General features: G+C 41.2%; 23 protein-coding genes and 4 tRNA genes. 15 read left to right on the top strand and 12 right to left on the bottom strand.

The window, feature by feature from the left end; genetic code table 11:
* The first annotated feature begins 69 nt into the window (after positions 1 to 69).
* A complete protein-coding gene (locus tag PSM_RS14830) occupies positions 70 to 1,551 on the top strand; it encodes an FMN-binding glutamate synthase family protein (RefSeq protein WP_013466195.1) in 1,482 nt (493 codons plus the stop codon).
* Positions 1,552 to 1,621: 70 nt separating this feature from the next.
* Here PSM_RS14830 and mtnK read toward each other — a convergent pair whose 3' ends face one another.
* Positions 1,622 to 2,839 carry an S-methyl-5-thioribose kinase gene (gene mtnK, locus PSM_RS14825; RefSeq protein WP_041695893.1) on the bottom strand — a complete coding sequence of 406 codons (1,218 nt, stop codon included), beginning with the start codon at positions 2,837 to 2,839 and terminating at the stop codon, positions 1,622 to 1,624.
* A gap of 130 nt (positions 2,840 to 2,969) precedes the next feature.
* Here mtnK and mtnA point away from each other — a divergent pair, with 130 nt between their 5' ends.
* A complete protein-coding gene (gene mtnA, locus PSM_RS14820; protein WP_013466193.1) occupies positions 2,970 to 3,995 on the top strand; it encodes an S-methyl-5-thioribose-1-phosphate isomerase in 1,026 nt (341 codons plus the stop codon).
* Positions 3,996 to 4,058: 63 nt separating this feature from the next.
* Here the strand turns inward: mtnA and PSM_RS14815 are convergent, their stop codons facing one another.
* Genes PSM_RS14815 through PSM_RS14805 form a run of 3 tightly spaced genes read right to left on the bottom strand, consistent with a single transcriptional unit; the run spans position 4,059 to position 5,898 of the window.
* Positions 4,059 to 4,601 (bottom strand): 1,2-dihydroxy-3-keto-5-methylthiopentene dioxygenase, encoded by a 543-nt coding sequence (locus PSM_RS14815; RefSeq protein ID WP_013466192.1) that lies wholly within the window; start codon positions 4,599 to 4,601, stop codon positions 4,059 to 4,061.
* Positions 4,598 to 5,284, bottom strand: a complete 687-nt coding sequence (gene mtnC / locus PSM_RS14810) for an acireductone synthase (RefSeq protein ID WP_013466191.1) — start codon at positions 5,282 to 5,284, stop codon at positions 4,598 to 4,600. The genes PSM_RS14815 and mtnC overlap by 4 nt, the downstream gene beginning before the upstream one ends.
* Positions 5,281 to 5,898, bottom strand: a complete 618-nt coding sequence (locus PSM_RS14805; protein ID WP_013466190.1) for a methylthioribulose 1-phosphate dehydratase — start codon at positions 5,896 to 5,898, stop codon at positions 5,281 to 5,283. Before PSM_RS14805 ends, mtnC begins: the two co-directional genes overlap by 4 nt.
* A gap of 107 nt (positions 5,899 to 6,005) precedes the next feature.
* Here PSM_RS14805 and PSM_RS14800 point away from each other — a divergent pair, with 107 nt between their 5' ends.
* The 3 genes from PSM_RS14800 to PSM_RS14790 are packed head-to-tail and all read left to right on the top strand — an operon-like array spanning position 6,006 to position 9,392.
* Entirely contained in the window at positions 6,006 to 7,148 is a 1,143-nt protein-coding gene (locus PSM_RS14800; RefSeq protein ID WP_013466189.1) for a methionine aminotransferase, read from the top strand.
* On the top strand, positions 7,136 to 7,909 hold the full coding sequence (locus PSM_RS14795) for an amidohydrolase (protein ID WP_013466188.1): 774 nt from the start codon (positions 7,136 to 7,138) through the stop codon (positions 7,907 to 7,909). The genes PSM_RS14800 and PSM_RS14795 overlap by 13 nt, the downstream gene beginning before the upstream one ends.
* Before the next feature lie 58 nt (positions 7,910 to 7,967).
* Positions 7,968 to 9,392 carry a mannose-1-phosphate guanylyltransferase/mannose-6-phosphate isomerase gene (locus tag PSM_RS14790; protein WP_013466187.1) on the top strand — a complete coding sequence of 475 codons (1,425 nt, stop codon included), beginning with the start codon at positions 7,968 to 7,970 and terminating at the stop codon, positions 9,390 to 9,392.
* Positions 9,393 to 9,530: 138 nt separating this feature from the next.
* Here PSM_RS14790 and PSM_RS14785 read toward each other — a convergent pair whose 3' ends face one another.
* The 3 genes from PSM_RS14785 to PSM_RS14775 form a co-directional block, all read right to left on the bottom strand.
* Positions 9,531 to 11,687, bottom strand: a complete 2,157-nt coding sequence (locus PSM_RS14785; protein WP_013466186.1) for a response regulator — start codon at positions 11,685 to 11,687, stop codon at positions 9,531 to 9,533.
* An 80-nt stretch (positions 11,688 to 11,767) separates the two neighbouring features.
* The gene (locus PSM_RS14780; RefSeq protein WP_008108518.1) at positions 11,768 to 12,424 is read right to left on the bottom strand and encodes a helix-turn-helix transcriptional regulator; all 657 of its coding nucleotides are present in this window, start codon (positions 12,422 to 12,424) and stop codon (positions 11,768 to 11,770) included.
* 213 nt (positions 12,425 to 12,637) lie between these two features.
* A complete protein-coding gene (locus PSM_RS14775) occupies positions 12,638 to 13,009 on the bottom strand; it encodes a histidine triad nucleotide-binding protein (RefSeq protein WP_013466185.1) in 372 nt (123 codons plus the stop codon).
* A gap of 92 nt (positions 13,010 to 13,101) precedes the next feature.
* On the opposite strand from PSM_RS14775, the gene PSM_RS14770 reads away from it, so the two are divergent.
* Complete coding sequence (locus PSM_RS14770; RefSeq protein ID WP_013466184.1) at positions 13,102 to 13,704, top strand: DUF2057 domain-containing protein; 603 nt, start codon at positions 13,102 to 13,104, stop codon at positions 13,702 to 13,704.
* A gap of 57 nt (positions 13,705 to 13,761) precedes the next feature.
* Here the strand turns inward: PSM_RS14770 and PSM_RS14765 are convergent, their stop codons facing one another.
* Complete coding sequence (locus PSM_RS14765) at positions 13,762 to 15,603, bottom strand: M1 family metallopeptidase (protein ID WP_013466183.1); 1,842 nt, start codon at positions 15,601 to 15,603, stop codon at positions 13,762 to 13,764.
* 142 nt (positions 15,604 to 15,745) lie between these two features.
* On the opposite strand from PSM_RS14765, the gene murB reads away from it, so the two are divergent.
* The 9 genes from murB to PSM_RS18645 all read left to right on the top strand — a co-directional run bounded on the left by murB (position 15,746) and on the right by PSM_RS18645 (position 20,755).
* The gene (murB, locus tag PSM_RS14760) at positions 15,746 to 16,756 is read left to right on the top strand and encodes a UDP-N-acetylmuramate dehydrogenase (protein ID WP_013466182.1); all 1,011 of its coding nucleotides are present in this window, start codon (positions 15,746 to 15,748) and stop codon (positions 16,754 to 16,756) included.
* On the top strand, positions 16,753 to 17,745 hold the full coding sequence (birA, locus tag PSM_RS14755) for a bifunctional biotin--[acetyl-CoA-carboxylase] ligase/biotin operon repressor BirA (RefSeq protein ID WP_013466181.1): 993 nt from the start codon (positions 16,753 to 16,755) through the stop codon (positions 17,743 to 17,745). Before murB ends, birA begins: the two co-directional genes overlap by 4 nt.
* Positions 17,742 to 18,440 carry a type III pantothenate kinase gene (locus PSM_RS14750; RefSeq protein WP_013466180.1) on the top strand — a complete coding sequence of 233 codons (699 nt, stop codon included), beginning with the start codon at positions 17,742 to 17,744 and terminating at the stop codon, positions 18,438 to 18,440. Before birA ends, PSM_RS14750 begins: the two co-directional genes overlap by 4 nt.
* 126 nt (positions 18,441 to 18,566) lie before the next feature.
* A tRNA-Thr gene (locus PSM_RS14745) sits at positions 18,567 to 18,642 on the top strand.
* A 39-nt stretch (positions 18,643 to 18,681) separates the two neighbouring features.
* Positions 18,682 to 18,766, top strand: a tRNA-Tyr gene (locus PSM_RS14740).
* Between the two features lie 46 nt (positions 18,767 to 18,812).
* Positions 18,813 to 18,887 (top strand) — tRNA-Gly (locus tag PSM_RS14735).
* A 10-nt stretch (positions 18,888 to 18,897) separates the two neighbouring features.
* A tRNA-Thr gene (locus PSM_RS14730) sits at positions 18,898 to 18,973 on the top strand.
* Positions 18,974 to 19,108: 135 nt separating this feature from the next.
* The gene (gene tuf / locus PSM_RS14725; protein ID WP_013463851.1) at positions 19,109 to 20,293 is read left to right on the top strand and encodes an elongation factor Tu; all 1,185 of its coding nucleotides are present in this window, start codon (positions 19,109 to 19,111) and stop codon (positions 20,291 to 20,293) included.
* Between the two features lie 321 nt (positions 20,294 to 20,614).
* Positions 20,615 to 20,755, top strand: coding sequence for a hypothetical protein (locus PSM_RS18645; protein WP_013466179.1), 141 nt, complete (start codon positions 20,615 to 20,617; stop codon positions 20,753 to 20,755).
* Positions 20,756 to 20,913: 158 nt separating this feature from the next.
* On the opposite strand, the gene PSM_RS14720 is transcribed toward PSM_RS18645, so the two are convergent.
* The 4 genes from PSM_RS14720 to PSM_RS14705 all read right to left on the bottom strand — a co-directional run bounded on the left by PSM_RS14720 (position 20,914) and on the right by PSM_RS14705 (position 24,479).
* The gene (locus PSM_RS14720; protein WP_013466178.1) at positions 20,914 to 21,819 is read right to left on the bottom strand and encodes a hypothetical protein; all 906 of its coding nucleotides are present in this window, start codon (positions 21,817 to 21,819) and stop codon (positions 20,914 to 20,916) included.
* 174 nt (positions 21,820 to 21,993) lie between these two features.
* Positions 21,994 to 23,184 (bottom strand): dipeptidase, encoded by a 1,191-nt coding sequence (locus tag PSM_RS14715; protein ID WP_013466177.1) that lies wholly within the window; start codon positions 23,182 to 23,184, stop codon positions 21,994 to 21,996.
* Positions 23,185 to 23,244: 60 nt separating this feature from the next.
* Positions 23,245 to 23,490, bottom strand: a complete 246-nt coding sequence (locus PSM_RS14710; protein ID WP_008114225.1) for a YheU family protein — start codon at positions 23,488 to 23,490, stop codon at positions 23,245 to 23,247.
* Positions 23,487 to 24,479, bottom strand: a complete 993-nt coding sequence (locus PSM_RS14705; protein WP_013466176.1) for a hydrolase — start codon at positions 24,477 to 24,479, stop codon at positions 23,487 to 23,489. Before PSM_RS14705 ends, PSM_RS14710 begins: the two co-directional genes overlap by 4 nt.
* Positions 24,480 to 24,563: the final 84 nt, after the last annotated feature.

Below are 24,563 nucleotides of genomic sequence, written 5' to 3'. Positions count from 1 at the left end.
TATTTTGAAACTATAAAAGTGTGGTGTTATTTAATGACATCACGCTTTTTTAGCATTTAAGGATAAGTAATGAGTCAATTTATAATGTTCAGTATCGATGTGTTTGCCAGCTTATTTATTGTTGTATTTGGATTGCTGGTTATATTAATTGCTATTTTTTATGTTCGAGATGTTACCCAAACAAAGCATGCTATTAGGCGTAATTATCCAGTAATTGGACGTTTTCGCTACTTTTTTGAACGCCAAGGTGAGTTTTTTCGTCAGTATTTTTTTGCTCTCGACCGTGAAGAAATGCCCTTTAATCGCGCCGAACGCAGTTGGGTATATCGGGCTGCTAAAGATGTTGATCATACGGCTGCTTTTGGTTCAACCCAAAGCTTAGAAACGACAGGCACCGTAATGTTTATGAACTGCGCATTTCCTACCTTAGATGAAGAAGCCCTAGCGCCTAGCAATGTAACGCTTGGGCCTTATTGTAAATTTCCTTACACCACAAATTCGTTATTTAATATATCGGGCATGAGCTTTGGCGCGTTATCCAGTCCTGCTGTACGTGCGCTCTCGAAGGGGGCAAAATTAGCCGGTTGTTGGATGAACACGGGGGAAGGCGGACTTAGTCCGTATCACTTAGAAGGTGGTGCCGATATCGTGTTTCAAATTGGTACGGCTAAATATGGTGTACGCGACGAGCAGGGAAATTTAAGCACAGAAAAACTAAAAGCCGTTGCTGCACACCCAGCAGTTAAAATGTTTGAGCTGAAAATGAGCCAAGGTGCCAAGCCAGGTAAAGGCGGTATGTTACCTGGGCGAAAAGTGAATGCTGAAATTGCTAAAATAAGAGGCATACCTGAGGGGCAGGATTCAATTAGCCCAAATGGGCACCCAGAAATAAAAAATCCAAACGATATTTTAGACATGCTCACCACGGTAAGAAGTACAACCGGTAAACCGACAGGCTTTAAAGCGGTAATTGGTGAACATGCTTGGTTAGAAAGTTTATTTGCCGAGATAAATCATCGTGGTATTGAGTCTGCACCCGACTTCATTACCATAGATAGTGCTGATGGTGGTACCGGCGCTGCGCCTCAGTCTTTACTCGATTCGGTGGGGTTACCGCTAAAAGAAAGTCTTCCTTTAGTTATTCAGTTACTAAAAAAGCATGGCCTTAGAGAGCGAGTTAAAATTATTGTCTCTGGCAAATTAATTGTGCCCTCAAAAGTTGTGTGGGCATTAGCACTAGGTGCCGACTTTGTTGTGTCTGCACGTGGACATATGTTTGCACTAGGCTGCATTCAGGCTATGCAATGTAATAAAGATACCTGCCCCACAGGAATTACTACGCATAATGAACGTTTACAGCGTGGTTTAAATGTTGAGGATAAAGCGCAGCGGGTCGCAAATTATAATAAATACATTCATTACGGTGCGGGGCTTATTGCACATTCTTGTGGCGTTACCAGTGCTCGCGAATTAAAACGCAAACATGTGCGTATAGTGCAAGAGAGCGGTCTTTCTGAGCCACTAGATAAAATGTACGAGCACTATCATTAAATATAGCTTAAAAGGCGCTTAAAGCGCCTTTTTTAATAAAATAAAGACTTAGTTTAGGGTCAAACAGACCCTAATTTAAATGGCTTATTAGCAAGCTGAAAAACGCGTCTTTAGTATCGCAAGTGTGGGCATTTAAAATCAATTGCTCACCCAGTGCTAATGTTTGTTTTTGTACGTTTAACCGTGCGGCCTCATCGGTAATGCCTTCTATATCAATTACATTAGCAAGGCCTATAGTGCGTCTAATTAGCTCTATGCCACAGTAGCCAATAGCATCTTGTAAAACATGTTTCATAAAATACTCTGCGTAGCCTGAAGCTTTAAGTGTCTCATCAGTTGTTTGCTTATTTATGAGCTCAAACCACTGTTGTTCAAATGTGGCGTAGCATTCAACCAATGTACTTAATAAATGGGTTTGATAATTACGACGTGCTACAAAGTCGTCAATGCGACCGTGCTGAGCACAGTAATTTAGTAGTAAGTTACCGATAAAAGATCCAATATCAAAGCCAATAGGGCCAAAAAAGCCAAACTCAGGGTCGATCATTTTAGTGGTAGTTTGATTAACAAAAATACTTCCGCTGTGCATATCGCCATGCAACAAGGTTTGTGGGTTCGATAAAAAGTTAGCTTTTAGCTTTGCTACTTCAAGTTTTAATGCCCCGTTTTTACGAATAGCCTCAACTTCAGTTTGTAATTGTGCCGGATAGTTGTTGCGTTCATGCTCTGTGTACGGATCGCTAAAAAATAAATCTTCAGTAATTTGGCACAGTTCAGGGTTGGTAAATTGGCTAATACGTGCTTTTTTATCTTGCGCTAATAAATAAAAATCAGAGTTATAAAAGCCCGTTTGGCTTAAATATACAGCTACGTGGTGAGCAAGGTTTGGAAATTGTTCAGCATTATTTTGCGCTGTACGCAAAATTTGCATATCACCTAAATCTTCTAAAATGGTCAGGGCTAAGTCTTTATTGTAATGTAAAACAGTAACCGTATGCGCAGGGCAAATAGCCCCATGATTAAGTAAAACTTCTGCCTCTATGCGTGCTCTATCAAGTGTTAATGGCCACGACTCACCTACACAACGCGCATACGGTAAAGCTTGCTTTAATATAATACTGTTGTTTTGCTCATCCGTAATTCTAAATACTAAGTTGAGATTACCGTCACCAAACTCATAAGCGGCAAGCGCTTGCCCCGGCTTAAAAAAGTCGTATTGATTAGATTCAATTAACGAATTGATGTAATTAATAGCGTGCTGTGCATTAAAAGCAACATAGTTAGTCATGGTTTTATTCTCAATAAAGATGCATTTAAGCATTCTATACCTTTAAATGTTTAGATGTCTACAAGTCTAACTTGAGAGTTCTTCAAAGTGGTGTAAAATAACCCTACGCACTTCTAATCTTTTGAGCCTTATGCAAAATTTAATCGCAAGCAGTTTAAAATATGAAAATAGTACGCTGAGCGTACTTGATCAATATTTGCTTCCTCATCAACAAGTGTGGCATGAATGCCACACTGTAGAGACCATGAAAGAGCTGATCATCAGCTTAAAAGTGCGTGGTGCGCCACTTATAGGCTTAGGGGCCAGTTTATTAATTGCTTATTTAGCTGAGCAAGGTATGACTAGAGACGCGCTTGCAACCGCCATAAATGAGCTAGAAGCCACTCGCCCAACAGCGGTTAACTTAATGCATTGTATGGCGGCGTTGCGCCAAGCGCTTAAACAAACTGATTATGTTGCCAGTATTGTTGCAACGGCTGAGCAGTTATTTATTGAAGACATTGAGCTATGTGAGCGTATGGCAACACGTGGTGCCGAGCTAATAAATAGCGGCGACAATATATTAACTCACTGTAATACCGGCGCTTTAGCCACTGCAGGCATAGGTACTGCATTGGGTGTTATTTATAAAGCACAACAAGTCCATGGCAATGTCCATGTGTGGGTGGATGAAACGCGCCCCTTACTACAAGGTGGGCGTTTAACTGCGTTTGAATTGGAGCGTTGGCAAATCCCTTACACGCTAATTTGCGATAACATGGCGGCCAGTTTAATGGCTGCAGGTAAGGTAGATAAAATTGTTGTAGGGGCTGATCGTATTGCTGCTAATGGCGACTTTGCCAATAAAGTCGGTACTTATAATTTAGCGGTGCTTGCGCATTTTCATAATATTCCATTTTATGTGGTGGCACCGGTTACTACGCTTGACGTAAATACTGCCCAAGGTAGCGATATAGAAATAGAGCAACGTAATCCACAAGAAGTGCGTGGTGTTAGTGGTAGTTTTGGCGAGGCATTGTGGGCTCCCACTAATGCTAATGTATATAACCCCGCATTTGACGTAACACCCGCAAAGTTGGTTACTGGGTGGGTGTTAGATACCGGTGTTTATAACCAAAGTCAGGTAGAAAGTGGCGTGCTTTTAAAGCTGAAGTAATTTTGTGATGCGTTTGGTCCACATTATGTTTATTAGTGTGGACCAGGGTTTTGAATGATTAACTTACGGTAATAATGGAAATTGCTCTGCAATCGGTGATTCCGTGCTTTGTGCTACCCAACCTTGTGTATTGTTAAATAGACGAATAGCGGTAAATTCTGGGTCGCTGCCCATATCAAACCAATGAGGGGTCAGCTTAGGTACTGAGATCAAATCGCCTTGTTGGCAAAGTACTTGGTACACTTTACTGCCAATGTGTAAGCAAAATAACCCTTGGCCTTTGACAAAAAAGCGCACTTCGTCTTCGCTGTGAGTGTGTTCAAATAAAAACTTTTTGCGCAATTCTGAAGCATCAGGGTCGCCTTTAGCTAGTGATATAACGTCAACAGTTTGATAGCCGCCTTGCTGTTTTAAGCGTTCAATATCGCCGCTGTAGGCAGTTAAAATATCATTATTGCTGGTGCTTTCAGTGATCTCGGTATTTGCCTGCCATTGCTCAAAACGCACATTAACCTTAGCAAGTTCAGCGGCAATATTTTGAACGTCGCTACTGGTCAGCAGTGCATTATTGGCGTCAGAATCTGCAAAAATAGTGAGTTGGCTCATGCTAAATGCTCCGCTTTAAATTGGCTAAAATCGTTAATGTAGCTGTGCTTTGATGAGCTTTCTTGCCCATCGCGAATTAAATGTAAAGTTTTAAGCCCAGCGGTTTTTGCAGCATCAAGCTCTGCAACTACATCACTTAAAAACAATACTTCGTCTGGGTTAAAAGGCAATTGCGTTATTATATTTTCATAGGCGCTTGGCGCTTGTTTAGCGCCTACTTTGGTGTCAAAGTAATCACTAAATAGTGGGCGAATATCGCCAAAGTCAGAATACTGAAAAATTAAATGCTGTGCTTTCACAGAGCCCGACGAATAAACGTATAACTGTTGGCCAGCTTGCTTTTGTTGTTGTAAAAATTGATAAGCATCTGGGTATAAGTGACCAGTAAAATCACCGTTTTCATAGCCTGTTTGCCAAATTAAACCTTGTAATTGCTTAAGTGGCGTTATTTTTTTATCTGCTTCAATCCAAGTAAGTAAAGTGCTAATAACGGTGTCGATATCGGCATTAGGCTCGTTAATTTCAGCTTTTACAGCGCTAATTTGTTCTGCTACTTCAGGCTGTTCTGTGTGACTGCGCACAAATGCAGGCAGTTGTTGTGCGGCATAAGGAAATAGCACATCTTTTACAAACGAAATACGCGTAATAGTGCCTTCAATATCAGTTAGCAATGCTTTGATCATAGTGCGGTTCCTGTTATTTTTAAGCGTTCTAGCTCGCAACTAAATAAAAACTCTAATGCCTCTAAATGGCGGCGAACTTCATCAATGTTACGGCCAACAGCATATAAACCATGACCTCTGATCAATACGGCATGCTTAATTGGTGAGTGTAAGTGATGGTCGCTCACAAGTAGGCTTAAACGGTCTATATCTTGATCGTTATCGAAAATAGGGATGGCCAGTGATTCTAAGTGCGATGTAATACCGCTGAGCGCTTTTTGCATCTCGTAGCCGGTTAGTTCAAGCTGATGGCGTTGAATAATATTTGAAAGTACAGTTGCCGCTACCGAGTGAGTATGTAAAACATATTGCGCGTCAGGAATAAGTTGATACAAGCTCAAATGCAGTTGTGTTTCGGCTGAGGGTTTTATTGCCCCTGCAACACGCTCACCTAAATGATTTAATTGTAGAAAATGCTCAGGCATTAACGCGCCTTTGTCGTGGCCACTGGCTGTGACTACAAAGCCCGTGCTGGTGCGGGCTGAAAAGTTTCCACCTGTTGCGGGTACCCAACCTTTTTGACTGACCCATTTTCCGGCTTCAATAAGTTCTGAAATAGCGGTATTGTTTTGCATACATTCCTCACTAATGAGCATAAAGCTATTTGTTTTAGACGGCTATACTTCTTTTTTAAGCAATGATAGCATCGCTTTGGGCGTAAAACCATCATTAAGGGTAACCAGTGTTTGAAAGTAAATTGCCAAATTTAGGCACCAGTATTTTTAGTCAAATGACTGCTTTAGCAAATCAATTCGAAGCGATTAATTTATCGCAGGGTTTTCCTGAGTTTGATGCGCCTGAGCTACTTAAAAAACAGCTTAATCATTATGTGCTTGAAGGAGTTAATCAATATTCACCTTCATCTGGTGTACCGCGACTGCAGCAACAAATTGCCCAGTTAGCAAAACGAAAATATGCGGTTGAAATAGATGCCGCGCAGCAAGTAACGGTAACCTCAGGGGCAACCGAGGCGCTGTTTGTTGCCATTCAAGCGCTAGTGCGCGAAGGTGATGAAGTCATTGTATTTGACCCTGCTTATGACTCTTACCAGCCAGCGATTGAATTGGCCGGTGGTAAGTCAGTTAATATTGCTCTGCATGCTCCGAGTTATGTAATTGACTGGCAAACGGTGGCTGCGGCCATTAATAGCAAAACGCGGGCTATTATTATCAACACTCCACATAACCCAAGTGGTAAAACGTTAAAACAGCACGATATTAATGCCCTAAAAGCCTTAGTCATCGAGCATGATTTATACCTGATAAGTGATGAAGTATACGAGCATATTACTTTTGATAAGCAACCACATTTAAGTGTGTTACGAGATGAGGAATTGTTTGCTCGCAGCTTTGTGATCTCAAGCTTTGGCAAGACTTTTCATAGCACTGGTTGGAAAATGGGTTACTGCATCGCACCCGCTACACTTGCGGTCGAGTTTCGTAAAATTCACCAATATGTGACTTTTTCAAGCTTCACGCCTGCGCAACATGCACTCGCCGATATGTTAGAACAGCAAGGTGAGCATGTGGATGCGCTAAGTGAGTTTTATCAACAAAAACGCGATGTGCTCAGTAATGCTCTACAAGATAGCCGATTTAGCATTTTACCAAGTGAAGGCACCTACTTTTTACTGCTTGATTACAGTGATGTATCGGATTTAAATGACGTAGAATTTTGCCAATGGTTAGCAGAACAAGCAGGCGTTGCAGCCATTCCACTGAGCGTGTTTTATCAGCAACCAAGCAATGATAAAGTTATTCGTTTATGTTTTGCTAAAAATGATCAAACCTTAATAGAGGCGGCACATATTTTATGTCAACTTTAACCTTAGCATTATTACAAAGCTCGCTGCATTGGCTCGATAAAAAAGCCAATTTAGCTATGTTTGAAAAACAGCTTGCTAACATCACCAATCAACCTGATTTAATTGTACTTCCTGAAACCTTTGCCACTGGATTTGCGGTTAACCTTGACTGTGGCGAAGCTGAAAATGGCTCAGTACTGAGTTGGCTCAAGGCACAGGCGAAGCACTATAATGCGGTAATTGCAGGCTCGGTATTGGTAACCCAAGGAAGTAAAAAAGCGAATCGGTTTTACTGGGTACAACCAAATGGAGAAGTGAGCTATTACGATAAACGGCACTTATTTTGTTTAGGTAACGAAGGCGAGTTTGTGGTGGCAGGGCAAACGCGTGAAGTGTTTGAACTTAATGGGTTTAAAATATTGCCACAAGTATGCTACGACTTGCGGTTTCCGGTGTTTCAGCGCAATAATAATGACTACGATGTGATGATAAATATTGCCAATTGGCCAGCGGCAAGGCGCAATGTGTGGGATACCTTGCTAATGGCACGAGCAATGGAAAACCTATGCTACGTGGTTGGCGTAAACCGGGTTGGTGAAGATGGCAATGGTATTGCCCACAGTGGTGGAACTGCAGTGTATGACTTTAAAGGTGAGCCACTGATTAAAGCGAATGACGACCAGCAAGCACTACTAACAATCACGTTAAATAAAGCGCCGCTTGATGAGTTCAGAGCTAAATTTCCGGCACATTTAGATGCCGATGCTTTTACATTGGTATAAATTAGCGCCCAGCCGATAAAGTGCTAAAATAGCCGCTGATATTTTTATTGGCGGCTTTATGAATACAACCCTTATTACACCGGTAATTTTAGCTGGCGGTATTGGCACACGGCTTTGGCCGCTGTCGCGCCAAGCAATGCCAAAGCAGTTTTTATCCTTGCTTGATAATGAAAACCAGCAGTCGTTATTGCAAAGTACGTTAGTGCGTGTTGCAACTGAGGGCTATAATCCCGCTATTTTGGTCTGTAATGAGCAGCATCGATTTATTGCCGCGCAGCAGGCAGCATTTGCAAAGCCCCATGCCATAGTACTTGAGCCAGAAGGCAAAAATACCGCACCAGCCATTGCCCTTGCCGCGCACTATGCATTAAAAAATAATATTACAGGTCCTTTGTTGGTGATGCCTGCCGATCATTATATTGAAGATTTTACGCCATTAACTGCTCAGTTATCTGATGCGGTGACACTGGCTGAGCAAGGTAAATTAGTTACATTTTCAATTACGCCAACAGAGCCGCATACCGGTTATGGCTATATCAAACAGGGCACAGCAATTATAGGTACTGCTTGCTTTGAGGTAGACCAGTTTAAAGAAAAACCTGATTTAGCAACTGCATCAACCTATTTAACTGAGGGCGGTTATAGTTGGAACAGTGGAATGTTTTTATTTACTCCCGCTGCATATCTAAAAGAGCTGGAACGCTTTGCGCCAAAAATAGCTAAAAGTGTTGCTAGTGCCACTGATTTTAAACAAGACTTAGCGTTTACAAGAGCAAATACTCATGCACTTGAATCTTGCCCAAGTGACTCGATTGATTATGCTATTTTAGAGCGTAGTAATAATGTGGTGGTAATGCCCGTTGCATTAAATTGGAGCGATGTGGGTAGTTTTTCTGCACTCGCAGCGTTGAGTAAAAAAGATCCACAGGGTAATAGCCCACACCAAGAACATATCGCCCAAAACAGTAGTAACAACTTAGTTATTAGCGAAGATGGACACACAATAGCGACGTTAGGGGTAAGCGATTTAGCGGTTATTCATACCCACGACGCCACTTTAATTGCTGATCAAAATGCGCTTGATGCCCTCCCGTTATTACTCAAGCAATTGACAACAACACATAATAACAAACTGACACACCATCAAGTGGTTTACCGCCCTTGGGGAAATTATCGTACGCTGGTAGAAAGTATCGGTTTTAAAGTAAAAAAAATAACCGTTAATAGTGGGGCTAGGCTCTCAACGCAGCGTCATCAGCATCGCGCTGAGCATTGGGTTGTGGTGTCGGGCACTGCAGATATATGTATTGACCAGCAAAGCTTAACGCTGACCCATGACCAGTCTTGTTATATTGCTGCAAAACAGCTGCACAGTTTAGCGAATAATCAACCCGAGCCCTTAGTTGTTATTGAAGTGCAAACGGGTGCCATTTTAGATGAAAGCGATATAGAGCGATTTGACGATATATACGGCAGAAAATAACAGTATAAATAGTGAAAATGCTTGATTATTTGTCACTGCAGTAAAACTTGGTAGCCCGTAGCCCGTAGCCCGTAGCCCGTAGCCCGTAGCCCGTAGCCCGTAGCCCGTAGCCCGTAGCCCGTAGCCCGTAGCCCGTTTTTACCCTAGTCCTTGCCGTACATACTTTAAATACGCCTCTAAACTGTGTTGCCACAGTGTGCTGGCTTCATTTAACGAGTTATTTAATGGTTTTTTATCTAGTAAGCGTCGCTCAATTTTTTTTAGAGCTAGTCCATAGCTATTAAAACCAAGTTGCATAGCGGTGCTAGCTTGGCGATGTAATAACTTAATGCATTGCTCGGTGTCTTGCTCTAATAAAGCTTGGCAACGGCTCAGCTTATTACGAGCAGAAAGAATAAATTCATTATAGATAGAAGATACTTCATCAATACTAAAAGAGCTTGTCAGGGTGTCTGTTGCGGTTTCATCGTATAACGTATCAATCAGCTCGACAGCAATATTAGCTGTTTGTGTTGACTGTGAATCACTCAATGCTTGGCGTAGTTTCTCTTGCTTTAATGGCTTGCCAACAATGTCTTTAATACCCAGTGCTAAGTATTCTTTTATTTCATCAGGGCTCAAACTGGCAGTAAAGGCCAGCACCGGCGTTCGCTGATTTTTATGCTCCACCCGTTTGAGAGTTTTTAGTACCTGTTGCCCTGTTAAATCGGGTAAGTTCATATCAAGTAGCACCACATCAAAGTGGTATTTTTTCATCAACTCAATCGCACTTTTGCCATCTTTAGCGAGCTTAATTTTATGCTCGTCGTCAGCCATAAATTCAACGGCAATTTTTTGGTTCAGATCTAAATCTTCAACAAGTAATACATCGAGTCCGGTTAAATAGTCCTTACTTTGATGGCGTTGCTCTACGAGACTAAGCTCACCAATAGCTAACGTCATGTTAAAGCTAAATACACTGCCTACTCCCAGCTCACTGGTAATTTCTAGCTGGCTATTAATTTTATCGAGAAGGCGACTGGTTATAGCTAGTCCTAGACCTGTTCCGCCTTTTTCTTTACCGGCACTGCTTTGAATGTAGGGCTCAGTTAAATAATCAATTTCATCTTTTTCAATACCAGGGCCTGAATCGAGTACGCTTACTTTAAGGGTATGATCTAGCTGGGTTTCATTAATTAAGTCTATTTGTACTTTTACCATCCCCGTATCGGTAAATTTAATCGCATTACCGACAAGGTTAATAATAATTTGTCTGAGTTTTTGTTGGTCGCAGTAGTAACAGGCTTTGTCGGGGATATTACAGGCGAGCTCAAATTTAAGTTGTTTTTGTTCGGCCAGAGGGCTTAACAGCAAACATAAGTTTTGCAGCCACGTTTTAAACTCTATGTCTTCTTCGTACAGGGCTTCGTCGTGCTGATCTAAGCTTGCATATTCCAGCACTTTATCTACCAGTAAGTTGAGTGACTCAGCTGAGTTGATAATGGCCTCACAATAGGCTTTGTTACGGCTGTCGCTGGTTTGATTTAATACCAGTTGTGCACTGCCTAATATGCCGTTTAGTGGTGTGCGTATTTCATGGCTGATGGTGGATAAAAACAGTCCGCGAATTTCTAAATCTTTATGAGCTTTTTCGGTGAGTTTATTAAGTCGTAATTCCCTGCGCTCATTACATAACAACGCCATACCTGCAGCATAGAACATGGGGGCAATAACACTATTTAAAAATAACAGTGAGTTAAACCATGAATTTAAAATGGCATCCTGTTGTGCAATGTCATCCATAAATAGGCTTCGGGTAATAAAACTTGCTGCAACTAAAGTTAAAATAATTATGTAAACAATACTGGCGTTAGGGTAGGGTTTTCGCGCATATTTTATAAATATAAATAATAAAAAAGTGGCCTCTACAATATGCTGCAAATCAGAAATATATACCCGTGAGCGCATTGAGGGCTGTAAAAATGTGAAATAAACAAGCAGCAAAGCGCTGAGCGCTGTAAATAGGCAAACAAACTTAAGGCCACGACCATGATAATTTAAAAATTGACTCAGTGACAAACAATGCACAATAGAGGCTAAAAACATCATGTTATTAGCAAGGGTAATGGCAATCTGATCAGGAATTTTGCCTATTAGCGCAAAACTAACAATGGCAGCTAATAGCAGTAAAGGATAGAAAATATAAAGTAACGTGCCGGGAACATGCTTATTGGTACGCCAGGTTAAAAAGTTCAGTAGCGTCATCACTGTCATAACGGCGATACTGGCAAAATAAAGCGTAAATGAGTCGAGCATTAAGACCCCAACAGCGTTTTTTAAAGAAGATATAAAAACAGGCACTTAAAGTGCCTGTATGGTATTTATTCAAACAAACGTTAACGAATTTCGTCAGGAATGTTTTGTTGTGCCCAAGAAAGTAATTCAATACGGTTACGACATTTAGTTTTTCTAAATGCACTGTATAAATGAGTTTTAACCGTATGCGGGCTAATACTTAACTCTTCAGCAATTTCTTTATTTTTAGAACCATTACTCATTAACGAGATAATTGCTTTTTCACGCTTCGTTAGCTTTATTGGTTCAATATCACCATCAGTTAGCTTATGCAGGGCATCTTTATTAAATTGCAGCATGCGGTTAAGCGCATTACACATAATGTCACGACGATACCAAAGCTGATCTTCGAGTAATAAACGAATCCCTTTCATGAGTACATCGGCATTATCTGTGGTGTAAAATACACCACGAATACCGCTAAGTAATGCGCGATTAGCAAGCTCTGGGTTTTCATCTAAATTGAACAACACAATATCGCACTTGATGCGTAAATTAACGAGTTGCTCTTTTAGCTTTGTCCATGCGTCTTTACTTGATGTTTCAATGAACAATAAGCGAGTACCTACCGGAACATCTAAAATATTTGTACCCGTAGTTACGTCAAGGCCTTGCGTTTTTAACAATGGCTCTAAAACGTTAATACCAATAGTGTTAATTGGTTCTTCATCTAACAACAAAAAGGCTGAACTGCTCATGTTTTTTTACTCTTTTATAAAGCTGGCTAATTAATTTTACCACAATCCCTACACACCTTTTGTATTAGAAAATCATTATTTCACTGGAGAAAAGGTGCGATTTCCGATTATTTAAACATAAAATGTTGCAAATAAGTAATTGTTTTTTTTCGTGTAGTAAGAAAAACGCCGTATTTTTGATTTTTTTAAACTAATCTAAGATTTAACTAAGCACTATAGCGCCGTTTTTTTAGTTTCTTGGTATGGAGGCCAGCCCATTTCTTTACCTGCGAGCATATGTAAATGTATGTGATACACAGTTTGGCCACCATGTTCATTACAGTTCATCACAACGCGGTAGCCGTCATCGCTAAAGTTGTGTTGCTTGGCCAGTTTTGCGGCGACCGTGTATAAATTACCAACTAAATGTGAGTTTTCATTATTTATATCATTTATAGTGGCAATTGGTTGCTTGGGAATAATTAATACATGAAATGGCGCTTGAGGATTAATGTCTTTAAACGCTAGCGTGTCATCGTCTTCGTAAATAATATCTGCTGGAATTTCGCGATTAATAATTTTAGTAAAAATAGTCTCTTGGCTCATAATGATGACTCTAATTTATTTGATTAATATATGTGTCACTAATGACAAATTTTGCTAGCAGTGTCAAACTGAAATCAACTAAAGGAGTAATTATGCGTAAATCAATATTATTAGGCAGTGTAGCGGCGCTCTTAGTGAGTGCATCGAGTTTGGCAGAAAATATTCACTTTCCTGAGGAATTTGTTCCTTTGCAAGTGGGTGAACGAATAATTGAAAGTTCGCTTTTTAGTCGTGTTGATGATGTTGAATTAGCACCGGGTACTTATCAGCTAAAACTTAAATACACAGATTTATATGACTTAGGTTATGACGATCATGAAGTGATTGAGTCAGAACCTTTTTGGGTGAATGTAACCATTGAAGCGGGTAAAGATTACACCTTAGTATTTAATCGTGCTGAAAATGCGGTAGCGGCAAAAGTATTTGCTGAGGCACCGCAAGTGAGTTTAAAAGCAAAAGGCAGCACCTTAGCTAAGCCATTAAATATTATTGCCGAACGACAAGTTCAAAGCGCACAGTTTAACCAGCAAACAACAGCAACCCCAGCGGGCCCGCAAAAACCGAGTCGTCCCATTAAACCGATTACGCCAATTAATGGAAAAGGCATGCCAAGTGCGGCAAATATGCTCGACTTTTGGTGGCAACAAGCAACGCTCGCTGAAAGGCAGGCTTTTTTAGATAAAGTAACAAAATAATTAAGCATTAAAAAAGGGCCAAATTGGCCCTTTTTAGTTTATTGGTAACGCTATTATTTATTCAAATAACGCGTCAATGGTACCTTGTGCAAGTGGGTGATAACCCGGACGTGCTTTTAAGTACACGCTTTGTGCCCAGCCTTTTTTACCATGTGTAATAAGTGCTTTGTAAAGTGGCACTATTAGCTTACGACGACCAATACCCGATAAGTGTTTATCAAGCGCAGGGTAAATCGGTTGGTAACCGTTACCCACTGCTAGCATGTACCATGCAAATGCGCGTTCTGCGTTAGTTGATTGGGTTAAGTTAAACTCGCCGTCTAATTCAGTCATTTTTTCAATGCTTAAATCGCGCGGTAGGTTATTTAAAAAGTGCAGCCACTCATGCACTGTCCAATTTGCAGTAGGTAATTGTGCGGCAGTTGTATCCCCCTTTAACCATGCTTGTGTTGCAGCATCTACTTTATCGAACGCATCAGAGGTAGGGTTAGGTGCATCACTTGGTAAACCTGGCTCAAAAATCCACTCGTTCACTTTATCCATGCTCACTACACCAGGGTACTTTTCAATTAAGTTAGCTTTGATGTAAGTCACAAATTGCGCAGTGGTTAGCGATTTAAACGCAAATTCATTAAAGTAAGTTTTAACAAAGTCATCAAACTTATCACGGCCATATTTTTCTTCTAGGTAGATTAAAAATAGCTGACCCTTTGTGTAAGGCACTGAGCTAAACGCATCATCCGGATCGCGGCCATTAAGTTTTAAATTAAGGCGAGTGTCTGGTGCATCAATGGTTTTAAGTTGCGCACGCAGACCAGCAGCATCAAGCGCTTGCTCCATTACTGCACGGTCGCGACCAAATACTTCTTCCATAATGCGGTTTTCAACGTAAGAGGTAAATCCTTCGTTTAACCATAAGTCTTCCCATGTGGCATTGGTTACTAAGTTACCAGACCAAGAGTGAGCAAGCTCATGTGCAATCAGGTTAACTAGGCTTTTATCGCCAGCAACAACGGTTGGGGTAATAAATGATAGACGCGGGTTTTCCATGCCACCAAATGGGAAGCTAGGCGGTAGCATAAGTAAGTCATAGCGACCCCAAGCATATTCACCATACATCGCATTGGTTTTGTCGATCATCGCTTGGGTGTCATTAAATTCAGCAACTGAGGCATCCAAAATAGTCGGTTCAGCAAAAATACCGGTTTGTTTAGACATCGCTTTAAATTCTAAGTTACCAGCACCAATCGCAATTAAGTAAGGCGAAATTGCTTGTGGCATATTGAAGTGGTAATCACCGTCTTTATAAAGGGCATCTTTATTATCGGCACTCATTACCGCACGCACATCTTCAGGGGTATGAATACGTGCAGAATAAGTCACACGCATTGCCGGTGTATCTTGCACAGGGATCCAACTACGTGCATGTATCGCTTGCGATTGACTATACATAAATGGGTGCGTTTTACTGGCTGTTTGCTCTGGCGTTAACCACTGTAAGCCCGACGCTTCTGGGCGACTGTTGTAGTAAATACGGACTTTTTCAGCTTGGCTTTTAAATGTAATGGTTAGTTTTGAGCCTTTAACATCGTCGCGATTAGCAAGGTTAAAACTGGCTTTATGCCAATTGCCATTGGCTGTTTGATACATCACTTTATCAATATCAAGATCGCGGGTATCAAGTACTAGCTTTGTGCTTTTCGCGTTTTGCCATTGTAGCGTATGCTCAACAAAACCTTCTAATTGCTTGTCGGCAAAGTCGATGTCTAAATCAAGGTTTAAATGCGTGGTGATAACATCATCAAGGTTGGCGTAGGAATTTTGATCAATAGCGCTAGCCATTGCTTGCGAGCACATACCGGCCATAGCGAGGCTTAAAAAAAGAGGTTTGATTTTCATAATTACCTTGAGTACAAATAAAAAAGTACCCGTTTTATAACATGATTGCCACAGTGGGTTGAACAATTTTTACAAGCTGATGCGCAATTTGCGACGATGAGTTAAACTAGAGCGATTAATTACTGGTACCTTTAGGACCCTTGTGGCGCACTCATTACAACCCCTACATACATTTGCATTAAGTAGCCAATGCCAAAATTTTATTGAGATCACCGACTCAGCGCAGCTTCAAACTCAGAGCTTTAACGCGCCTTTTTGTCTGTTAGGGGAGGGCAGTAATACCATTTTTTTAAATGATTATGCTGGCACGGTTATTAAAATGGCGACCCAAGGAATTAATATTACTGAACGGGAAAATGACTTTTTAGTCAGTGCGGCTGCCGGTGAAAATTGGCATCAATTAGTGACTTACTTGCTTGAGCAAAGCATAGCAGGGTTTGAAAATTTAGCACTCATACCAGGCACAGTCGGTGCCGCGCCAGTGCAAAATATTGGTGCCTACGGTGTAGAAATAGCACAATTTATAGAAGCTGTTGACTATTTTGATATTAATAGCAACTGCTTCAAATCTTTAACTAATCAGCAATGCCACTTTGCTTATCGTGAATCGGTTTTTAAACACGCGTTAAAAAATAAAGCGGTGATCACCCAAGTGCACTTTAAACTGCCAAAAATATGGCAACCAGTACTCAGTTATGGGCCGCTTCAACAACTAAAAAATCCGACGCCACAGCAAGTATGTGAGCAGGTGATACAAACACGCAATAGCAAACTCCCAGACCCTTATAAACTAGCTAATGCTGGGAGTTTTTTTAAAAACCCAATTATTACGAATGCTGCGTTAGTGCCGTTACTTGCGCAGTTTCCTGAGTTACCTCATTACCCACACGGAGCCGGTCATCATAAAGTTGCAGCGGGGTGGTTAATAGAACAAGCGGGGTTAAAGGGATATAAGATTGCCGGTATTGAAGTGCATCAGCAGCAAGCTTTGGTGCTCGTTAACCATGGTCACAGTACAGGGGATGATTTGATCAGCATGATCACCCATATTCAAAACACTGTTTTAGCGCGCTATAACATAAGCTTAGAACACGAAGTGCGGTTAATTGATCAACACAATGAATGCCATATCTCTTTGGAGCAATCAGCATGAAAGCACCTGATGGAAACAAGCTGGCTATTTTAAATGCGCTTAATAAAGGCGGGTTTGTCTCTGGGCAAGCTTTAGGAGAGGAATTAGGAATTAGTCGTGCCGCTGTTAGTAAACACATTCAAAGCCTACAAGCTATGGGCTTAGATGTATTTAAAGTTACAGGTAAAGGCTATTGCTTAAATAACCAAGTAGGGTTACTTAATCAGGAAAAAATACAACAGCTTTATGCTGAGTTAGGGCAAAATACCGCTAATATTGAAGTGCAGCCGCTCATTGATTCAACCAACAGCGAACTAATGCGCCGCATTCAGGCTAAAACACCACTTCAGTCGGGCAAGGTAATCGTTGCCGAAATGCAGCAAGCAGGGCGCGGGCGTCGAGGGCGTGTATGGCAATCGCCATTTGGTGCCAACTTATACTACAGCTATTTTTGGCGATTAGATGATGGTTTACAAGCCGCTATGGGTGTATCGATTGCGGTTGGTTTAGCGGTGTATGATGCGATAAAAGCACTTTATGGTATTGATGTAGAGTTAAAGTGGCCAAACGACATTTACATAAACAAACAAAAGCTCGCTGGCGTATTAGTTGAATTAGACGGGCAACCACAAGGGCCCTGTCAGTTGGTGATAGGAATTGGTATTAATTTAAATATGCCAAAAAGTGCCAGTCAGCACATTGACCAAGCATGGACAGATTTAAGTCAGCACACCCAGCAGCTAGATAAAAATCAATTAGTAGCTTCATTAACTTATTGGTTAGAGCAGCGCTTAGCGCAATATCGCGAGAACGGCTTACAAACTATGTATCAACAATGGAATGCATTAAATGCGTTTGCAGGCGAGCAGGTAGAGCTTAATACTGGGCATCGTAGTTGGCGTGGCATTTGTGAAGGTATAGATGCGCACGGTGGTGTACGTATTCGCCAAGACGGCGAAGTAAAAAGTTATTATGGCGGCGAGATTTCATTAAGAAAGGCGCAAGCATGAGATTGTTAATTGATGTAGGTAATACTTCACTCAAAGCTGTATTGTGGGAAAACGGGCAAATACAGCCATGTGATATTAATAATATTTCATGGCAGCAAATTACGGTTGTTATTTACGCTTGTGTTGGTCGTAGCGAGTTACTTAAACAATTATTAGCGCAAGCCAAAACGCATAATATTGATTGTTTTGAGGCTACGGTTAGTAGTGAGCTCGGTGGGTTACGCTGCGCGTATCAGCAAGTAGGTAATTTGGGTATAGATAGATGGTTGGCGCTTATTAGCGGTTATACGCTTTACCCTAATATGGCTGCTATTGTTGTTGATGCTGGCACGGCTACCACCATAGACGTTCTCAATAATGATGGGCAGCATCTAGGAGGCTGGATATTACCTGGGCTTGATTTAATGACCTCATCACTCACTCAAAATACTCAGCGGGTATTTGATGATGCAAACACGCCATTTGCTAATGAGCTTGGAAAAAACACCCCTAATGGGTTAAAAAACGGAGCCTTAGTGGCAACTATGGGTGCCATTGAGCAAGCAAGATTGCATTTAAAGACAAAAAATAGCCTCTTAATTTTTGCGGGTGGTTATGGTCAGCTGTTACAAGGGCATTTTTCACAGAGTATTTTCGACCCAATGCTAGTAATGAAAGGCTTAAATTACTGGTATGAGTTAGCTAAAAAGAGTTAAAAACAACAAAAAAACAGCTTTTTGCGCGAATAGTGAGCATTTGAAGCATTAAATCACATTTTTTTTAATTTTTTGGTTGCATCCCAATAAACCTTACTCTAGAATCTCGCCCCGTACTAAAGCAGTGCCGACTTAGCTCAGCTGGTAGAGCAACTGACTTGTAATCAGTAGGTCAACCGTTCGACTCGGTTAGTCGGCACCACTTTCCTTTTACCGGAAGTGCTTAGTAAAGAATTATCGTGGAGGGGTTCCCGAGCGGCCAAAGGGATCAGACTGTAAATCTGACGGCTCAGCCTTCGCTGGTTCGAATCCAGCTCCCTCCACCACTTTATTCTAGACGGTTAGAGGTAGTTTAAGAACAGGTTCCTTAAAGCGGGCATCGTATAATGGCTATTACCTCAGCCTTCCAAGCTGATGATGCGGGTTCGATTCCCGCTGCCCGCTCCAATTTGATGATGCTGATATAGCTCAGTTGGTAGAGCGCACCCTTGGTAAGGGTGAGGTCGGCAGTTCAAATCTGCCTATCAGCACCAGTCAATCGAATCGCCTTAAACACTTCCTTTATCTGTCAGAAAAAACTATTTGAAATTTGAAAAAATTAACTTAATCTACCTATGGTGGATTATTTTCATATGTAATCTAGATACACAAAACTGATAGGTTCCGTCATGGCAAAAGAAAAGTTTGAACGCGTAAAACCGCACGTAAACGTTGGTACAATCGGCCACGTTGACCACGGTAAAACTACACTAACTGCAGCAATCACTAACGTACTTGCAAAAGTATACGGCGGTGTTGCTAAAGATTTCGCATCAATCGATAACGCTCCAGAAGAGCGCGAGCGTGGTATCACAATCTCAACTTCACACGTTGAGTACGATACGCCTACTCGTCACTACGCACACGTAGATTGTCCTGGTCACGCCGATTATGTTAAAAACATGATCACTGGTGCTGCTCAAATGGACGGCGCTATCTTAGTAGTTGCTGCGACTGACGGTCCTATGCCACAAACTCGTGAGCACATCCTACTTTCTCGCCAAGTTGGCGTTCCTTACATCGTTGTATTCATGAACAAATGTGACATGGTTGATGATGAAGAGCTACTTGAGCTAGTAGAAATGGAAGTTCGTGAACTTCTTTCTGAATACGACTTCCCAGGTGATGACTTACCACTAATTCAAGGTTCTGCACTTAAAGCACTTGAAGGCGAAGAGCAATGGGAAGCTAAAATCGTAGAGCTTGCAGAAGCACTAGATACTTACATTCCAGAGCCAGAGCGTGACATCGATAAGCCATTCATCATGCCTATCGAAGACGTTTTCTCAATCCAAGGTCGTGGTACTGTTGTAACTGGCCGTGTTGAAGCTGGTATCATCAACGTGAACGACGAAGTTGAAATCGTTGGTATCAAAGAGACGACTAAGTCTACTTGTACTGGTGTTGAGATGTTCCGTAAGCTTCTTGACGAAGGTCGTGCTGGTGAGAACATTGGTGCACTTTTACGTGGTACTAAGCGTGAAGACGTTGAACGTGGTCAAGTACTAGCTAAGCCTGGTTCAATCAAGCCACACACTACATTCACTTCAGAAGTATACGTACTTTCGAAAGATGAAGGTGGTCGTCATACTCCATTCTTCAAAGGTTACCGTCCACAGTTCTACTTCCGTACAACTGACGTAACAGGTGACGTACAGTTACCAGAAGGCGTAGAAATGGTAATGCCTGGTGATAACGTTAAGATGACTGTAACGCTAATCGCGCCAATCGCGATGGACGAAGGTCTTCGTTTCGCTATCCGTGAAGGTGGCCGTACTGTAGGTGCTGGTGTTGTAGCAACTATCGTAGAGTAATAATTAACGTTTAAGTTAATTGTTAGAAAAAGGTCACTTAGGTGGCCTTTTTTAATGGCTGCGATTTACATCATGTGAAGGTGGCGCAGTTACCTTAGGCGTAGGTGCTTTGTAGCAACGTTCAACGAGTAATAATTAGCCTAGCTAATTAATACTAAAAAAACCCGAGCTTAGCCTCGGGTTTTTTAATGTCTGCAATTTACTTCATGTGAAGGTGGCGCTCTTACCTTAGGGGTAGGTGCTTTGTAGCAACGTTCAACGAGTAATAATTAGCCTAGCTAATTAATACGAAAAAAAACGAGCTTAGCGTCGGGCTTTTTAATGTCTCAAGAAAAATACAGGTTTCAGGTATTAGGTGCGAGGCTTCAGGCAGAGCAAAGCGGTATTAATTTGATCATCGTAGTATGGGTTGAGTTTTATCGAACTCAGAGGATAAAGCATGAAGGTGGCGCACTTACTTAGGCATCGGTGCTTTGTAGCAACTATCGTAGAGTAATCATTAGTTGTAATGCATTAAGCATTAATAAAACCCGAGCTCAGTCTCGGTTTTTTTATGCCTGAGGTAAAATGTAATTATTAATGTTATCGCTGTAACAAAGTAGGAGTATGGACTTAATTAGTTAGTAACCAGCATTCTTACGTAATTCATCAAGCATATCTTGGTTACCCATCATTTCGTCAAGCGTTGCCCTGACTGCATTGTCAGAGGTATTGTCATAAACTGAAAGTAGATGTTGCGCCATTTGCTTCGTATAACCACCTTGTTTATTTTGAGCTTGGTAGTATTGCGCCATCAACCCTTGTGCAGCTAAGCGACGGATATAATCATTCGAGTCTTGCTCTAACAAGTTTGTAAACTGCTCTGCAAGGCGGTAATCAAGTACCGGTGTTTGAGTTGATAACTCAACAGCTTGAATTTTAAATTTTTCGTCACTACTGTTGTTCGCTAAATTTAAAATGTTACCCACTACTTCATAGTCATACTCAGGCATAGTAGATTTATTTAGAATATACATATTCATTTGCAGTTGGCTCAGTGCAGCTAACCTATTTAAATCAGAGATGCTTGGATCTAAAGTTTGCTCTCTTAATTGAGAGTTTATTTGTTTAGCATAATCAGGTTCTGATTTGATCCTTAAATCATAGTCTTCTGGTAAATCTGCATAAAAGCTATAAAGAGGATTTTGCTCACGTCGTTTTTCATCTTCTTGCTGCTGTTTTTCCTCTAGTACGTCAAGAACAAGCTCCTTAAATTCGTCGGTATCTTGTTCTTGATAAGAGTCATTAGCGTGCAGTTTTAAGTTTGCTATTTTGCGTTGTAGCGAACTTACTTTCTTGCTTAGTTCGTCAATTAGGGCTTCATTTGATTGCTGGTATTCTGCAGGAGTACTAATAGAAACTGTGGAGCTTAGCTGTTGCTGGTTGGGTTTATTAAGCGAACTGGCCTGATCTTTAAAAAATGTTCCGTAGCATGAAATTACCAAGGCAAGTGTTGCTATAGCAATAGTTCCTTTGTTTATAGTCATAAAATAATCAGCCTCTAAAATGGGTAATTTATCTGTTTTCGAAATATAAGTCTGTTAAAAAGTGTGTTAAATGAGGGTTAAATATACGGGTTAATTAAGAATGCGGGGCGTGAGTGGCGAAATACGGTGTTTAAAGTGGCTATAAGCGCTAGACCTAAGCCTAGCGCGTAAAGCTTAATGAGATTTTGCGTATTGCTCAGCTTGCTTCCACACTCTTAGCGTATTGCCGCTTAAAATCTTTTTAATATCGCTATCGCTGTAGCCTCTATCCATTAAGCCTTGTACAAGGTTTGGGTAGCTAGACACATCTTTTAAACCGATAGGCAGTGAGTCACCTACGCCGTCGTAATCAGAGCCAATACCAACATGCTCTATACCAATTAACTTCACAACGTGATCAATATGATCAAGCACTTGCTCTAAGCTTGCAAATGGGTAAGGGTTTTTAGCGCGGTACATCGCATCAAAATCTTTACTTAACTTAGTACCATCTTTTTTTACCGCTTCTTTTTTACTTTTTAACTGTTTGCCCCACGTACCTGCTTTAGCAGTAACAAAGCTTGAACCAAAGTTAATTTGAATCACACCACCGTTCTTTTTAAGAGCTAATAACATGTCGTCATTCATATTACGCTCAAAACCTGGTGTGTATTTACGTAGTGATGAGTGTGATGCAATCACAGGGGTGTTAGACAGTTCCATCACTTGATAAAACGCATCGTCCGAGATATGAGACACATCAATCAGCATGCCGATATTATTCATCTCTTTTACTAGCTCTTTACCAAATGGGCTTAGGCCTTTCCACTTGCGACGAATATCGTATGATGAGTCAGAAATATGGTTGCTTTGCGAGTGAGCAAGGGTGATATAGCGCACACCACGGTCAAAAAAATGCTGTAGGTTGTTTAAATCGCCTTCAATGGGTGAGCCGTTTTCCATGCCCATAGCAATCGACATTTTACCTTGCTTAAATTGTGCTTCGATATCGCTTGTTGAGCTGGCAATGGCAAACTTGTCAGGTGCACGTTGTGCAATTGCTTCCATACCATCAATCAATTGATTCGCTAATTGAAAGCTTTTGCCTTTGCCTTCAAACTCTAAATGAGCAGGAATATAAATCGACATAAATGGCGCGTTTAAACCGCCTTTTACTGCACGAGGGTAATCAAAATCGCCGCCATCAGTAGCTTTAGTTACATCAGCCCATTTTGCGTGAATACGGTAAGGTACATCAATGTGGGTATCGATTAAAATGGTATCGTGTGCAAGCTTAATTGCTTTATCCGAGGGAGTAATTTCTGCGTGTACTGCACCTGTTAATGCAATCGACATTGCAATAACTATTGAGCTTAGTTTTATCATTTATAATGGCTCTTTAAGTTAAAAAAGCCATTGTCTATTTTTACGCCGTGTCTGACAAGTTTACTCGTCGAATTGCGCTTCACTTTGTAGTGCTTTGAATTCACTTTTAGAAATTATGGTGACCGACTCATGTAGCTCAGAGAAAAATACCATAGCTTCGCCGCTTTTTAATTGCTGATTTACTTGCGCTACTTTACTTTCAATACTGAACTCTTGTTCGCCATAGTCAGTGCCTTCGCGCAAAACGTAGCTTTCAATTAGGTTGTACAGTGTGTCTTTATCAAGTTGTTCAAAAGGAATAATCATAGCCACTCTTTATCGGTGTTATTAAATACACATTGCTTAAAATAATCAGGCACCACTTGCTCTAACCAAAACACGGGTTTAAATGGGTTGTTACCGCTAATAAAACCTACGTGGCCGCCCTTCTCTGAGATACGCAGCGTAACATGCTCACTCACATTCTGACTACTTGGAACTGCTTTAATCGACAGCATAGGGTCGTCTTTGGCATGAATAATTAGTGTGGGTGTCGCAATATCTTTTAAATACGGCATGGCACTGGCTTTTTTGTAGTAGTCGTGCGCATTTTCAAAGCCATGTAGCGGTGCTGTAAGCTGGTTATCGAACTCTAATAAATCGTCAATTTCCATTAACTGATCGGTGGTGATCGGTATTTGCTGTTTAATTTGTGGTAGTTTGCGTTGCATCGACTTTTTCATCCGATCGAGCAAATATTTTTGGTAAATTTTACCTAAGCTTTTACGAATAACATCACTAGATGATGACAAATCATAGGGCGCAGATATCACGGCGGCTGCACTAAGCGGGCAGTGAATGTGTTCTTCCCCTAAGTATTTAGCCAGCACATTACCACCCAATGAAAAGCCAACCGCCACAATCGGGCGCTTTGGAAATTGCTGTTTTAAATGGTTTATAAAAAAAGCTAAATCGGCAGTGTCGCCACTATGGTAGGCTCTTGGCAGGCGATTGACTTCGGTTGAGCAGTTTCTAAAGTGCATTAGCACCACTGCAAACCCTTGCTTTTTTAATGCTTTCATCATGCCTTTGGCATAAAAACTATTTATGTTGCCTTCAAGTCCATGAAGTACCACTGCGAGCGGCGCCGTTTCGTTATGCGGGAGTGACCAAGCAAGCTCAATAAAGTCACCATCGGGTGTATCAAGTTGCGCAAGTTCGTAGCGAGTATGGTGAAAAGGGCGAAAAAAACGCGGCATTATGGTTTGAACGTGTCGGTTGGTCATCCACCATGCGGGTTTGAACTTAGGGATCATGTCTGTACTACGCACTTTGCAATAAACGAAGCGCTAGTGTAGCAAATTTTTTATATTTAAAAATAAAAAGCGCCTAATCAGTAA

Source organism: Pseudoalteromonas sp. SM9913 (assembly GCF_000184065.1).
GTDB lineage: Bacteria > Pseudomonadota > Gammaproteobacteria > Enterobacterales > Alteromonadaceae > Pseudoalteromonas > Pseudoalteromonas tetraodonis.
Note: the sequence above shows the minus strand (reverse complement) of the source record. Positions and strands in the feature narration are given on the sequence as shown.

Excerpts from the sequence above, each read along its gene's own strand:
- PSM_RS14830 (WP_013466195.1), top strand. The coding sequence starts at position 70 with ATGAGTCAATTTATAATGTTCAGTATCGATGTGTTTGCCAGCTTATTT.
- mtnK (WP_041695893.1), bottom strand. The coding sequence starts at position 2,839 with ATGACTAACTATGTTGCTTTTAATGCACAGCACGCTATTAATTACATC.
- mtnA (WP_013466193.1), top strand. The coding sequence starts at position 2,970 with ATGCAAAATTTAATCGCAAGCAGTTTAAAATATGAAAATAGTACGCTG.
- PSM_RS14815 (WP_013466192.1), bottom strand. The coding sequence starts at position 4,601 with ATGAGCCAACTCACTATTTTTGCAGATTCTGACGCCAATAATGCACTG.
- mtnC (WP_013466191.1), bottom strand. The coding sequence starts at position 5,284 with ATGATCAAAGCATTGCTAACTGATATTGAAGGCACTATTACGCGTATT.
- PSM_RS14805 (WP_013466190.1), bottom strand. The coding sequence starts at position 5,898 with ATGCAAAACAATACCGCTATTTCAGAACTTATTGAAGCCGGAAAATGG.
- PSM_RS14795 (WP_013466188.1), top strand. The coding sequence starts at position 7,136 with ATGTCAACTTTAACCTTAGCATTATTACAAAGCTCGCTGCATTGGCTC.
- PSM_RS14790 (WP_013466187.1), top strand. The coding sequence starts at position 7,968 with ATGAATACAACCCTTATTACACCGGTAATTTTAGCTGGCGGTATTGGC.
- PSM_RS14785 (WP_013466186.1), bottom strand. The coding sequence starts at position 11,687 with ATGCTCGACTCATTTACGCTTTATTTTGCCAGTATCGCCGTTATGACA.
- PSM_RS14780 (WP_008108518.1), bottom strand. The coding sequence starts at position 12,424 with ATGAGCAGTTCAGCCTTTTTGTTGTTAGATGAAGAACCAATTAACACT.
- PSM_RS14775 (WP_013466185.1), bottom strand. The coding sequence starts at position 13,009 with ATGAGCCAAGAGACTATTTTTACTAAAATTATTAATCGCGAAATTCCA.
- PSM_RS14770 (WP_013466184.1), top strand. The coding sequence starts at position 13,102 with ATGCGTAAATCAATATTATTAGGCAGTGTAGCGGCGCTCTTAGTGAGT.
- PSM_RS14765 (WP_013466183.1), bottom strand. The coding sequence starts at position 15,603 with ATGAAAATCAAACCTCTTTTTTTAAGCCTCGCTATGGCCGGTATGTGC.
- birA (WP_013466181.1), top strand. The coding sequence starts at position 16,753 with ATGAAAGCACCTGATGGAAACAAGCTGGCTATTTTAAATGCGCTTAAT.
- PSM_RS14750 (WP_013466180.1), top strand. The coding sequence starts at position 17,742 with ATGAGATTGTTAATTGATGTAGGTAATACTTCACTCAAAGCTGTATTG.
- tuf (WP_013463851.1), top strand. The coding sequence starts at position 19,109 with ATGGCAAAAGAAAAGTTTGAACGCGTAAAACCGCACGTAAACGTTGGT.
- PSM_RS18645 (WP_013466179.1), top strand. The coding sequence starts at position 20,615 with ATGTCTCAAGAAAAATACAGGTTTCAGGTATTAGGTGCGAGGCTTCAG.
- PSM_RS14720 (WP_013466178.1), bottom strand. The coding sequence starts at position 21,819 with ATGACTATAAACAAAGGAACTATTGCTATAGCAACACTTGCCTTGGTA.
- PSM_RS14715 (WP_013466177.1), bottom strand. The coding sequence starts at position 23,184 with ATGATAAAACTAAGCTCAATAGTTATTGCAATGTCGATTGCATTAACA.
- PSM_RS14710 (WP_008114225.1), bottom strand. The coding sequence starts at position 23,490 with ATGATTATTCCTTTTGAACAACTTGATAAAGACACACTGTACAACCTA.
- PSM_RS14705 (WP_013466176.1), bottom strand. The coding sequence starts at position 24,479 with ATGATCCCTAAGTTCAAACCCGCATGGTGGATGACCAACCGACACGTT.